Annotated in this window: 13 protein-coding genes and 3 tRNA genes; 4 read left to right on the forward strand and 12 right to left on the reverse strand. The window is 68.7% G+C overall.

Going from position 1 to position 11918, the window contains the following annotated elements:
* Positions 1 to 52: 52 nt before the first annotated feature.
* The 10 genes from hemH to rnr all read right to left on the reverse strand — a co-directional run bounded on the left by hemH (position 53) and on the right by rnr (position 9385).
* Positions 53 to 1141, reverse strand: a complete 1089-nt coding sequence (hemH, locus tag Q673_RS20500) for a ferrochelatase (protein WP_023004500.1) — start codon at positions 1139 to 1141, stop codon at positions 53 to 55.
* A 365-nt stretch (positions 1142 to 1506) separates the two neighbouring features.
* Positions 1507 to 1809 carry a DUF6482 family protein gene (locus tag Q673_RS20505; protein WP_023004501.1) on the reverse strand — a complete coding sequence of 101 codons (303 nt, stop codon included), beginning with the start codon at positions 1807 to 1809 and terminating at the stop codon, positions 1507 to 1509.
* 119 nt (positions 1810 to 1928) lie between these two features.
* The gene (locus Q673_RS20510) at positions 1929 to 2222 is read right to left on the reverse strand and encodes a hypothetical protein (RefSeq protein WP_023004502.1); all 294 of its coding nucleotides are present in this window, start codon (positions 2220 to 2222) and stop codon (positions 1929 to 1931) included.
* 70 nt (positions 2223 to 2292) lie between these two features.
* Positions 2293 to 3681, reverse strand: a complete 1389-nt coding sequence (gene dnaB / locus Q673_RS20515) for a replicative DNA helicase (protein WP_023004503.1) — start codon at positions 3679 to 3681, stop codon at positions 2293 to 2295.
* Between the two features lie 136 nt (positions 3682 to 3817).
* Complete coding sequence (gene rplI / locus Q673_RS20520; RefSeq protein ID WP_023004504.1) at positions 3818 to 4264, reverse strand: 50S ribosomal protein L9; 447 nt, start codon at positions 4262 to 4264, stop codon at positions 3818 to 3820.
* A 15-nt stretch (positions 4265 to 4279) separates the two neighbouring features.
* The gene (locus tag Q673_RS20525) at positions 4280 to 5131 is read right to left on the reverse strand and encodes a hypothetical protein (RefSeq protein ID WP_023004505.1); all 852 of its coding nucleotides are present in this window, start codon (positions 5129 to 5131) and stop codon (positions 4280 to 4282) included.
* A gap of 12 nt (positions 5132 to 5143) precedes the next feature.
* On the reverse strand, positions 5144 to 5371 hold the full coding sequence (gene rpsR, locus Q673_RS20530; protein ID WP_023004506.1) for a 30S ribosomal protein S18: 228 nt from the start codon (positions 5369 to 5371) through the stop codon (positions 5144 to 5146).
* Between the two features lie 34 nt (positions 5372 to 5405).
* A complete protein-coding gene (gene rpsF / locus Q673_RS20535; protein ID WP_023004507.1) occupies positions 5406 to 5774 on the reverse strand; it encodes a 30S ribosomal protein S6 in 369 nt (122 codons plus the stop codon).
* A gap of 314 nt (positions 5775 to 6088) precedes the next feature.
* Entirely contained in the window at positions 6089 to 6898 is an 810-nt protein-coding gene (gene rlmB, locus Q673_RS20540) for a 23S rRNA (guanosine(2251)-2'-O)-methyltransferase RlmB (protein WP_023004508.1), read from the reverse strand.
* Positions 6899 to 6952: 54 nt separating this feature from the next.
* Positions 6953 to 9385, reverse strand: a complete 2433-nt coding sequence (gene rnr, locus Q673_RS20545; protein WP_023004509.1) for a ribonuclease R — start codon at positions 9383 to 9385, stop codon at positions 6953 to 6955.
* Between the two features lie 223 nt (positions 9386 to 9608).
* Between rnr and Q673_RS20550 the strand changes: the two genes are divergently transcribed.
* The 3 genes from Q673_RS20550 to Q673_RS20560 all read left to right on the forward strand — a co-directional run bounded on the left by Q673_RS20550 (position 9609) and on the right by Q673_RS20560 (position 9943).
* Positions 9609 to 9695, forward strand: a tRNA-Leu gene (locus Q673_RS20550).
* A gap of 33 nt (positions 9696 to 9728) precedes the next feature.
* Positions 9729 to 9815, forward strand: a tRNA-Leu gene (locus tag Q673_RS20555).
* Positions 9816 to 9856: 41 nt separating this feature from the next.
* Positions 9857 to 9943 (forward strand) — tRNA-Leu (locus Q673_RS20560).
* 90 nt (positions 9944 to 10033) lie between these two features.
* Here Q673_RS20560 and Q673_RS20565 read toward each other — a convergent pair.
* Together Q673_RS20565 and Q673_RS20570 are read right to left on the reverse strand one after the other, a co-directional pair.
* Complete coding sequence (locus tag Q673_RS20565) at positions 10034 to 10897, reverse strand: DNA/RNA non-specific endonuclease (protein ID WP_023004510.1); 864 nt, start codon at positions 10895 to 10897, stop codon at positions 10034 to 10036.
* 47 nt (positions 10898 to 10944) lie between these two features.
* Positions 10945 to 11220, reverse strand: coding sequence for an Lrp/AsnC family transcriptional regulator (locus Q673_RS20570; RefSeq protein WP_023004511.1), 276 nt, complete (start codon positions 11218 to 11220; stop codon positions 10945 to 10947).
* 284 nt (positions 11221 to 11504) lie between these two features.
* On the opposite strand from Q673_RS20570, the gene Q673_RS20575 reads away from it, so the two are divergent.
* Positions 11505 to 11819: a high-potential iron-sulfur protein gene (locus tag Q673_RS20575; RefSeq protein WP_023004512.1), complete on the forward strand. Its 315-nt coding sequence runs from the start codon at positions 11505 to 11507 to the stop codon at positions 11817 to 11819.
* The last annotated feature ends 99 nt before the right edge of the window (positions 11820 to 11918 follow it).

Below are 11918 nucleotides of genomic sequence, written 5' to 3' on the forward strand. Positions count from 1 at the left end.
GGCCCGCCAGTGGCGGGCCCGATTGGAGTGGCGTGCCGGCAGGGAGCGTGCCCTATACCCAGCCGCCCAGCTCGTTGTCGATGATCGCGAGCAGCGCGGCGATATGGTCGTCGCGATCGTTGAGGCAAGGCACGTAGGTGAAGGTCTCCCCGCCCGCCTCCAGGAAGGCGTCGCGGATCTCCTCCTGAATCTCCTCCAGGGTCTCGACGCAGTCGGCGGAGAAGGCCGGCGATACCACCGCGATATGCTTCCTGCCCTGGCGGGCCAGCTCGGCCACATGCTCCACCGTCTGGGGCCCCACCCACTCCTCCGGCCCGAACTGCGACTGGAAGGCGGTCTGGATGGCGTCTCCCTCCCAGCCCAGCGCCTCGCGCAGCAGCCGCGTGGTCTTCTGGCACTGGCAGTGGTAGGGGTCGCCCTCCATCAGGAAGCGCTTGGGTACGCCGTGGTAGGAGGCCACCAGTACCTCGGGCGGCGTCTCGGCGGCGTCATACGCCTCGCGTACCGAGCTGGCCAGCGCCTCGACATAGCGGGGGTGCTCGAAGTAGGCGGGCACGGTACGTATCGCCGGCTGCCACTTGAGCTTCATCAGAGTGCGGAAGGCGTGGTCGTTGGCGGTGGCGGTGGTGGGCGAGGCGTACTGGGGATAGAGCGGGAAGAACAGGATCTTCTCGCAGCCTGCCGCCTGCAGGCGCCTGAGCACGCTGTCGGTGGAGGGGTTGCCGTAGCGCATGGCGAAGTCGACCATCACCCGCTCGCCGTAGCGCGCCTCGAGCCCCTCGGCCACCTTGCGGGTCTGCTCCCGGGTGATGGTCAGCAGTGGGCTCTCGTCCTTCTCGGTGTTCCAGATACCGCGATAGGCCTCGCCGGACTTGAAGGGCCGCCGCGCGAGGATGATCAGCTGCAGCAGCGGCTGCCACTTCCAGCTCGGGTAGTCCACCACCCGCTTGTCGGAGAGGAACTCACTGAGGTAGCGACGCATGGACCAGTAGTCGGTGGCGTCCGGGGTGCCCAGGTTGACCAGCACCACCCCGACCCGGGCGCGGGGGATGGCGGGATGGTCGGACGGGGCATGGGCCAGGCGGCCCTCACCAGGGCGGTCCATCTCGGGGCGAGCCGAATCCTGGGTCGGGGTGGTCATGGGCGGAGCTCCTTGGGTCGCTGCTCGGGCACTGCTTGAGGAGAGGCTAGTGTACCAGCCTCCTCGCCCCCGGCGGGGTGAAGTTGTACTATCAAGTGAATTTGTACAGCTCAGGATCAGCCCATCCCGCGGCCCGGGTGCTCGGCTATCGGCGCCTGGTGTGGCTGACTCGGTGTGGCTGACTCGGTGTGGCTGACTCGGTGTGGCTGAGCGGCCTGCCGGGTTCACAGGCGCGATGGACGCGGGATATCGATGGCCTGCCCGCCGCCGGGGGCGTCTAGGGCGCTGGCCGGTGGAGCGGCGGTGAGTCGTTCGCCGGGAAGCGGTCGACGGAAAGAGGTCAGGCCATAGCGCCGGAGCGATGCTCAGAAGACCAGCGGCATGCGTGAGGTCAGCGGGTCCTGGTAGTGAGTGGCGCGGCCGATCACCTCGTCGTGGGGCACCTGCTGGACCAGGTAGGCGCGGTGGATGCCGGCGCGCTTGAGCTCCACATAGACGTCGTCCAGGGCGCGGAACAGCACCGGCTTGCCGCGGCGGGTCAGCATGTGGCGCTGCCCCTCGATATCCTCCAGCTCCACCTGGTAGAAGCGGCTGCCGGCATGGCCGATGACGCGGATCTCGTAGTTGTCGTGATGGGCCACGAAGGCCTTGAGCTCGTGGAATTCCATGGATCCCTCCGGGGTATCTGGCAGGTGACATTCCCTGCAGCCTGAGGCCGCCCGATGACGCGGCGGTGACGGCTGCGTGTCGGGAATGTGACCCTCGCCACCCCGGGGAGTTCCTGGCGCTACTGGTAGTCGGAAGGGTCGATCGCCTTGCCCAGGGAGTTGCGGTCGACCCACTTGCCGGCCTTGGTCTCCTTGTAGCGGAACACCACGCGATCGCCCACCGCCACCGGCAGCTCGGCGTCCTCGGTCTGGTAGCTGTAGGTCTCACCCTCCACCACCAGCTGGTAGCGGTAGAGGTCGGGCATGCCCAGCCACTCCTTGAACGGGCCCTCGCGCTCCACCGACTGGAGCTCGCCGCGCGCCTCCAGCTTGGGGGTGCGGCGTCGATTGCCGCGCCGAAATCCACCTGCCATGCTGCCTCCTTCCTGTCCGGGTTCGAGGGGTGGGGATTATACGGCCCTGCCCCGCAGGCTCAAGCCGCGCCTACTCGCCGAAGGTGTCGCCGTAGCTGTCCGGCGCCAGGTCCTCGAAGCGGGTGTACTTGCCGATGAAGGCCATGTGCACGGTGCCGATAGGGCCGTTACGCTGCTTGCCGATGATCACCTCGGCGAGCCCTTGGTTGTCGGGGTTATCCGGATTGTAGACCTCGTCGCGATAGACGAAGGCGATGATGTCGGCATCCTGCTCGATGGCGCCCGACTCGCGCAGGTCCGACATCACCGGGCGCTTGTTGGGGCGCTGCTCCAGCGAGCGGTTGAGCTGGGAGAGCGCCACCACCGGGCAGCCGAACTCCTTGGCCAGCCCCTTGAGCGAGCGCGAGATCTCGGAGATCTCGCCGGTGCGGTTCTCGGAGAAGCCGGGGATCTGCATCAGCTGCAGGTAGTCGATCATGATCAGCGCCAGGTTGCCGTGCTCGCGCACCACCCGGCGGATCCGCGAGCGCATCTCGTTGGGCGAGAGCGCGGCGGTGTCGTCGATGAACAGCTGCTTGTCCTTGAGCAGGTTGACCGCCGAGGTCAGGCGCGGCCAGTCCTCGTCCTCCAGCTGGCCGGTACGCACCCGGGTCTGGTCGATGCGCCCCAGCGAGGAGAGCATGCGCAGCATCAGCGACTCGGCGGGCATCTCCATGGAGAACACCATCACCGGCTTGTCGCTGGCGATCACCGCGTGCTCGACCAGATTCATGGCGAAGGTGGTCTTGCCCATCGAGGGCCGCCCCGCGATGATCACCAGGTCCGAGGGCTGCAGCCCCGAGGTCATCTCGTCGAGGTCGCGAAAGCCGGTGGAGAGGCCGGTCATCTCCCCCTGCATGTTGAACAGCTCGTCGATGCGGTCCACCGCCTTGGCGAGCAGCTCGCTCATGCCCACCGGGCCGCCTGACTTGGGGCGCTCCTCGCTGATCTGGAACACCAGTCGCTCGGCCTCGTCCACCAGCTCATCGGCGGGGCGCCCCTGGGGGCTGAAGGCGCCATCGGCGATCTGGCTGGCGGCACGGATCAGCTTGCGCAGGGTGGCACGCTCGCGAACGATGTCGGCGTAGGCACGGATGTTGCTGGCCGAGGGGGTGTTGCGGGCCAGTTCGGCGAGATAGGCGAGCCCGCCCACGGTATCCAGCTGGTCGCGCCCCTCCAGCGCCTCGGAGAGGGTCACCACGTCCAGCGGCCTGGCACCCTCGGCGAGCTCCGCCATGACGTTGAAGATCAGGCGGTGCTCGTAGCGGTAGAAGTCGTCGGCCACCAGGCGGTCGGCGACGTTGTCCCACGCCTGGTTGTCGAGCATCAGCCCGCCCAGCACCGACTGCTCCGCCTCCAGCGAATGGGGCGGCACCTTGAGGGCGGCGGTTTCCTGGTCGTGCTCGAGGATCTCGGACATGCGCTGAATCACCCTGGGCGTTGCGGGGAGGCCATTCTACCCCAGTCGGCCCCATCGCCCCATGACTCTTCCCCCAACATGACGAGGGGCGCGGGGATCTCTCCCCGCGCCCCTCGTCAGGCGCTGCGGACGCGGCTTACTCGGCCACGACCACCACGCGCACGGTGGCGTCGACTTCCGCATGCAGGTGCAGCTGGATGTCGTACTCACCGGTGGCACGCAGCGGACCTTCGGGCATGCGCACCTCGCTCTTGGCCACCTCGATGCCGGCCGAGGAGATGGCCTCGGCCAGGTCGCGGGGACCGATGGAGCCGAACAGCTTGCCCTCGTCGCCGGCCTTGGCGACCAGGGAGAGCTCGATCTCGTTCAGCTGGGCGGCACGCGCCTCGGCCTCGGCCTTGCGCTCGGCGGCCTGGGCCTCGAGCTCGGCACGCTGGGCCTCGAAGGCCTCGATGTTGTCCTTGGTGGCCGGCACGGCGAGGCCGTAGGGCACCAGGTAGTTGCGGCCGTAGCCGGGCTTGACGGTGACCTGGTCACCCAGGCCGCCCAGCTTGCCAATCTTGTCGAGCAGAATGACTTCCATCTCGTAAACCTCTTGTCAGTCGCGGCTGGCCAGACGCCCGCGGATATCCGCGAAGACGTCGATGAAGGCCAGCAGCAGCACGATCAGAATCATGGGCCAGGTGGTGATCAGCAGCAGGTAGAAGGCGACCAGCCACAGCCCGTTCATCCCTTTCAGTCCGATAAAACCATGCACCAGCGCGATGCCGGCGACCAGCAGCGGCACCCACAGCAGCATGCCGAGCCCGGGCAGCCCCAGCACGCCGCCGACCACCCCGAGCACCACCAGCACGGCGAGCTCACGCGGCGAGAGGCGCAGGGCGTGGAACTCCTCGCGGAAGCCCCCGGGGTTGTAGAGCCCCGCCTGCCAGCTGCGCGCCAGGGCCAGGCAGGCCACGGCGGCGATCAGCACCATCAGGCCGGTGACCCCACCGATCAGCAGCGCCGCCAGCTGCTCGGTGTCGAGCCCCTGGCGGGTCAGCTCGGCAAGCAGGCGCGCCACCTCGGGGGAGGCCTGGCGCAGCTCGGCGAGCATCTCGCCGGTCCCCTGGGGCGGCAGGAAGACGCCCAGCTGGATCATCACCGCCCCGGCCAGGGCGCCGGCGATCAACGCCTCGCTCCAGCGCAGGCGGGCGCGCAGCACCACCGCCATCAGGGTGACCAGCAGCACGCTGGCCAGCGGGATGACATCCCCCTGCATCCACCACCAGCCCGAGGGCACGGCGGCGGCCAGGATCACCGGCAGCGCCGGGGAGAGCCCGCGGCGCAGGGTGACCAGGGCCGCGATGGCGGCCCCCAGCCAGAACAGCCAGGGGATCAGGGTGGCGACCACGGCCCCGCCGACGGCGTGGGGCGTGCCGCGCATCACCCAGCGGGCGATCGTCAGCATCGTGCCTGGCGCTTACTGGTGGCTATCGGTGTAGGGCAGCAGCGCCAGGTAGCGGGCGCGCTTGACGGCGGTCGCCAGCTGACGCTGGTAGCGGGCCTTGGTACCGGTGATGCGGCTGGGAACGATCTTGCCGGTCTCGGTGATGTAGGCCTTGAGGGTGTCCAGATCCTTGTAGTCGATCTGCTTCACGCCCTCGGCGGTGAAACGGCAGAACTTGCGGCGACGGAAAAAGCGTGCCATGTGAAGACTCCTTCAGACGTGCGATGGGGTGGGATCAGGCGGACTCGGCGCGGGGCTTCTCGTCGCGACGCGCGCGCTTCTCTTCCACCGGCTTCATCATCGGCGAGGCCTCGGTGACGGCTTCCTTGCAGCGCACCACCAGGCTGCGAATGATGGCGTCGTTGAAGCGGAAGATGTTCTCGATCTCGTCGAGGGTCTCGCCGCTGCACTCGACGTTCATCAGCACGTAGTGAGCCTTGTGGATCTTGTTGATCGGGTAGGCCAGGTGACGACGGCCCCAATCCTCGAGGCGATGCACGGTGCCGCCGTTCTCGGTGACGAGGCCGGTGTAGCGCTCGACCATGGCGGGAACCTGCTCGCTCTGGTCCGGGTGGACCATGAACACGATCTCGTAGTGACGCATGGGATCTCCTTGCGGTTTGGCAGCTTCCACGGGAGGACTCGGCGCTCCGGGGAAGCAAGGAGGTGATAGAAGAAACACGAACGCCCGCTCGATGGACGAACGGGCGCAAGCATTCTAAAGAGTGTGGACCTGGTGCGCAAGCGCATCAGCCGCGGCGCCAGGGCTATCGCAGTTACCGAACCAAGGGGCGCTGGGGATAAGCCGAAGAGGAGGTCCGAGGACCAGGGACGGCCGAGGTAGCGTACAGGGAGGTATTTACAGCGCCTCCTCGTAGGCTTATCGTCAGATCAGCCCCGAGCTATCGAGCAGCCAGGCTATCTGCGATAGCCCTGGCCGCGGCGCTGGCGCACGGCCTCGAACAGGCAGATGCCGGTGGCCACCGAGACGTTGAGGCTCGACACGCTGCCCACCATGGGCAGCTTGACCAGCTGGTCGCAGGCCTCGCGGGTCAGGCGCCGAAGCCCCTTGCCCTCGGCCCCCATCACCAGCGCCGTGGGCCCCGCCAGGTCGGCCTCGAAGACCAGCGCCTCGGCCTCGCCGGCGGTACCGGTGACCCAGACGCCCAGCGCCTTGAGCCTGGCCAGGGCACGGGCCAGGTTGGTGACCTGGTAGACCGGCACGCTCTCGGCGGCGCCGCAGGCCACCTTGCGCACCGTGGCGTTGAGTGGGGCGGCCTTGTCCTTGGGCACGATCACCCCGTCCACCCCGGCGGCATCGGCGCTGCGCAGGCAGGCGCCGAAGTTGTGCACGTCGGTGACGCCGTCCAGCACCAGCAGCAGCGGTGGCGCCTCACCGGGCCAGGCCTCCAGCCGGAACCACAGCTCGCTCTCGGCGGCGAAGGCGAGCGGCGCGGCGAAGGCGACGATGCCCTGGTGGGCGGCGCCCTGGGCCAGGCGGTCGAGCTCGTCGCGGGGGCGACGCTGCACCCGGGCGCCGCCGGCGCGGGCAGCCTCCACCAGCTCGGCCAGCCGCTCGCTGGCACTGCCCTCCTGGACCCACAGCTCGCGGGGCGTCTCGCCACGCTCGATCAGGGCACGCACGGCGTGCACGCCGAACACGCTCTCCAGCCCACCGGGGACGGCCGGCTTGCCCGTGGGCGGCCGGCGGCTTCGCTTCTGCTTCATGTCGCTCGCTTTCGTCAAACATCCCGGGCGGGCCGGACGGCCCGCCACCGCGGCTCAGCGCCGGCTGCGGCGCCGACGGTTGCCGCTGCGCTTGCGGCCATCGCCCTTGTCGGCCTTGTCACCCTGGGCGGCGGTGTCGCCTCGGGATGCCTCGGCCTTGGGCGGCTTGCCGCCGGCGCGGGCGCGCCCCTTATCGGGGGCGGCGTCCACCGCCCGGCGGCGGCGCGGCGAGCGCTTGGGACGGGGCTTGTCGTCGGCCAGGGCGAAGTCGATCTTGCGCTCGTCCAGGTCGACCCGGGCCACCTGCACGGTGACGCCATCCCCCAGGCGGTAGCTCATCCCCGAGCGTTCGCCCTTGAGGCGATGCTTCTCCGGCTCGTAGTGGTAGTAGTCGGAGGGCAGCGAGGTGACGTGCACCAGCCCCTCCACGTACACCTCGTCGAGCTGCACGAAGATGCCGAACTGGGTCACCGAGGAGATGGTGCCGTCGTAGACCTCGCCAAGCTTGTCGGACATGAACTCGCACTTGAGCCAGTCCTCGACGTCGCGGGTGGCGTCATCGGCGCGCCGCTCGGTCATCGAGCAGTGCTCGCCGAGCTCGAGCATCTGCTCGAAGGTGTAGGGCGCCCAGCGGCTGGGCGGCTCCACCGGGGCCCCGTCGGCGCGCAGCACGGTGTTGGTCTGGCGCGGGCCACGGATCACCGAGCGGATGGCGCGGTGCACGATCAGGTCGGGGTAGCGGCGGATCGGCGAGGTGAAGTGGGCATAGGCCGGATAGGCCAGGCCGAAGTGACCGTCGTTCTGGGGCGAGTAGACCGCACGGCTCATGGAGCGCAGCATCACCGTCTGGATGACGTCGGCGTCGGGGCGGTCGCGGATGACCTCGGCCAGCTCCTGGTAGTCCTGGGGGCTGGGGTCGTCGCCGCCGCCCAGGGAGAGCCCCAGCTCGGCGAGGAAGAGGCGCAGCTTGTCGAGGCGCTCCGGCGAGGGCTTCTCGTGGATACGGTAGAGCGCCGGCAGGTCATGCTTGTCGAGGAAGCGCGCGGTGGCCACGTTGGCCGCCAGCATGCACTCCTCGATCAGCTTGTGAGCATCGTTGCGGCTGCGCGGCACGATCTTCTCGATCTTGCGCTCGTCGTTGAAGACGATGGCGGTCTCGGTGGTCTCGAAGTCGATGGCCCCACGGGCCTCCCTCGCCTCGCGCAGCACCCGGTAGAGGGCGTGCAGGTTCTTGAGCGAGGGCACCAGCTCCCGGTACTCCTCGCGCAGCGCATCCCCGGCGGCATCGTCCTCGTCGAGGATCGCCGCCACCTTGTTGTAGGTGAGGCGCGCATGGGACTGGAACACCGCTTCATAGAAGCGGTAGCGACTGATGGTGCCGCTCTGGGAGATGTTCATCTCGCAGACCAGCGCCAGGCGGTCCACCGCCGGGTTGAGCGAGCAGAGCCCGTTGGAGAGCAGCTCCGGCAGCATCGGCACCACCTGCCCCGGGAAGTAGACCGAGTTGCCGCGGCGGACCGCCTCCTGGTCGAGGGGCGTGCCGGGGCGCACGTAGTGGGAGACATCGGCGATCGCCACCAGCAGCTTCCAGCTGCCCGACTTGGTCTTCCAGGCGCACACGGCGTCGTCGAAGTCCTTGGCGCTCTCGTCGTCGATGGTGACCAGCGGCAGGTGGCGCAGGTCGATGCGGTTGGCCTTGTCGGCCTCGGCCACCTCGGCGGACATCTCGCCGATCTGGTCATGCACCTCGGGCGGGAATTCGGCAGGGATCTCGTAGCTGCGGATGGCGATGTCGATCTCCATCCCCGGGTCCATGCGCTCGCCGAGCACCTCGATCACCTCGCCCACCGGCTGCACCCGGGTCTCGGGCTGCTTGACGATGCGCGCCGAGATCACCTGGCCATCCTTCGCCCCGCCGCAGGCGCTGTGGGGGATGATGACCTCCTGGGTGATGCGGGGGTTCTCCGGGATCAGGACCCCGAACTCGGGGGTGTTCTCGCGGTAGACGCCGACGATGGTCTGGGTGTTGCGCGACAGCACCTCGACGATGGTGGCCTCGTCGCGGCCGCGGCGGTCGCGGCCGCTGATGCGCGCCAGCACGTGGTCGCCATGGAAGACCCGGCGCATCTGCCGGGGCGGCAGCACCAGGTCGGGCTTCTTGCCGTCGTCGCGCAGCAGGAAGCCGAAACCGTCGCGGTGGCCGAGCACCTTGCCCTTGATCAGGTCGAGCTTGTCGATCAGCGCGTAGGCGCCGGCGCGGTTGCGCAGCACCTGGCCGTCACGCTCCATGGCCGCCAGGCGACGGCGCACCGCCTCCTGCAGCTCCTCGTCGTCGAGGCCGAGCAGGCGGCTCATGCTCTCGTGGGTGATCGGCTTTCCGACCTCCTCCAGGCGGGCGAGCAGGTACTCGCGGCTGGGGGCGGGCTTGTCGTACTTGTGGGCTTCGCGTTCCGCGTGCGGATCGTCGCTGAGCGTCCAGTGGGTCATGCGCAGAGCATCCTTGGCAGGGTCGCGGACGACATGGGGAGGGGGGCGCTCGGGCGCCGCGGGAACAGGGTGTCGCTTGGGGATTCGTTGGTCATGGCGCCAGTATAGCGCCGCGGGCGCGGCCACCCAACCATGGCGGCCGCCCGCGCGGGACAAAAAGTTGCTCGCGACCCGCCCACCCCTCTTGCAAAGCGCCAAGAATCGAGTACCATACGCGTCGCCTGCCCAGATGGCGGAATTGGTAGACGCGCTAGCTTCAGGTGCTAGTGTCCTTACGGACGTGGAGGTTCAAGTCCTCTTCTGGGCACCATCGCTCTTTCACAGCTCGACTCGCTCGTGTTTCGCCCAGGTGGCGGAATTGGTAGACGCGCTAGCTTCAGGTGCTAGTGTCCTTACGGACGTGGAGGTTCAAGTCCTCTCCTGGGCACCATCTCCTTCGGGAGACCGCGAACACGACGAGATGCATGATGCGCCCAGGTGGCGGAATTGGTAGACGCGCTAGCTTCAGGTGCTAGTGTCCTTACGGACGTGGAGGTTCAAGTCCTCTCCTGGGCACCACTCTTCGCGTCATGCAGGCTGAGAACAGACGATACCGACAGGAAACCGCGACCGTGATCGCGGTTTTTTTTTGTGCCTGCTCGATACGGGCTACTCGAAACGCCCGGGACGGTTCGCGACCTCCTCCAGGGCCCAGCCGCGGGGGCTCACCCCTCCCTCCAGCGCCTCGGCGGCGGCCTCGGGCAGGCGCGGGAAGAAGTCGAGTCCGGTGCGCGCCTCGATCGCATCGATGCTGACCAGGAAGTCGTCCAGCGGCTCGTCGCCCCGTACCCCCTGGGGCATCAGGAAGGCCAGGGCCATGGGGCGCTCCCCCGGCACCACCAGGATCTTGTAGAAGGCCTCCGGCACCTCCACCAAGCCCACCCGATTGAAGACGTTGTCGAGGAAGCGCTCGGGAAACACCGGCCCGGTGATCACCTGCAGCTCGCCGAGGCGCGGCGCGAAGTGATCCATCACCGCCTCCTCCAGGCGCTGCCACAGCCGCCGGTTGAGGTCGGGTCGCTGGGGACTCATGTTGCTCATGTAGAAGGTGTCACGCTGGGCCTCGCGCCCATGCACCGCGGCGATGGCGTAGTTGGGCGCCAGGTGGCCGCGGTCGAAGCCGCTACCGGCGTAGTGGTCGGTGCCGATGGGCCACAGGGTGCGCCAGTCCGCGCGGAAGTCGGGGCGTGCCCCGATGCGGCCGTCGCCCACCGGCGCGACGCGATAACCGACCCACAGCGCATTGACCCGCACATCAGACCAGCCGAGCAGGAAGCCGTCGTTGCGCAGCACCCGGTGGAAGCTGAGCGGCGAGGGCTCCTGCCACTCGGGCACGCCCATCCACACCAGAGTGTCGCGCAGCTCGCGCTCCTGGAGATGCCAGAGGCCCGCGGCCACCGCCACGAACAGCAGGGAAACGGCGAGGCGGCGCAGCGGGTGACCGCGGCGCCGGCGAGGGGAACGACGACTCATCCTTGACCGGCTTCCTGGGAATGATGGGCTGAGTGGCAGCGGGCGGGCTACCAGCCCAGCGAGAACATGGTCTCGAGATCGTGGCGGGAGTGCACCTGCATGGCGTTGAGGGTCTCGGTGTCGCGGATGCCCTCCACGGCGTTGAGGCGGCCGGTGACCAGCTCGGCGAGGCTCTCGAAGTCGCGGGTGCGCGCGATGGCCACCAGGTCGTAGCGGCCACAGGTGGAGTAGACCTCGCTGATCCCCTCCACGTCGGCCAGGCGCTCGGCCACCGCCTTCACCTGCCCCTTCTCGGCGTTGATCAGGATCACGGCATTCTGCATCGGGCTCTCTCCGGCATTCGCCCCGAGGGGCGCGTGGGCGGCGGGCGGCGACGGCCGCCCGGTGGTGGCAGGAGTATAACAGCGCCGGCGGGAGGGAAGAATCTCCCCGGGCCGCCCGCCGCGACGAGGTGTCGCAGGCAGGGAGTCGCGCCACCCGACGGGCTCGACTAGCATTGGGAAGAGCTCCGCCGGCCCCCGGCTGTCGGAACCTCGAGAGGTGGCCCACCACCCCCTGACGGGCAAGCGCCCGACCGTGACCGGAAACGCAACGAGAAGGAGATCCCATGGCCAACCATAGCCGCCGCGACTTCATGCGCCACAGCCTGATGGGCATCGCCGCCCTGCCGCTGGGCGCCGGTATCCTCTCCAGCAAGGCGTTCGCCCAGGACCTGCCGCCGCTGGACCCCTCCGCGGAGCAGGCCCAGGCGCTGAACTACGTGGAGAACGCCGCCGATGCCGCCGACCACCCCGCCTATGCGGAGGGCGAGCGCTGCGACAACTGCATGTTCTTCCAGGCCGACACCAACGGCTGCCAGCTCTTCCCGCAGAACAGCGTGGCACCGGGCGGCTGGTGCCAGTCCTGGACCGCCAAGAGCTGAGGCCGGGGCGACTCTGGTCGCCCACCGCCGCCTAAGGAGGACCCGCGCCACGGCGCGGGTCCTGTCGTTTGACGGGAAGGAAAACGGGCAGCGGCCAAC

The organism is Halomonas sp. PBN3, assembly GCF_000475415.1.
GTDB lineage: Bacteria > Pseudomonadota > Gammaproteobacteria > Pseudomonadales > Halomonadaceae > Halomonas > Halomonas shengliensis.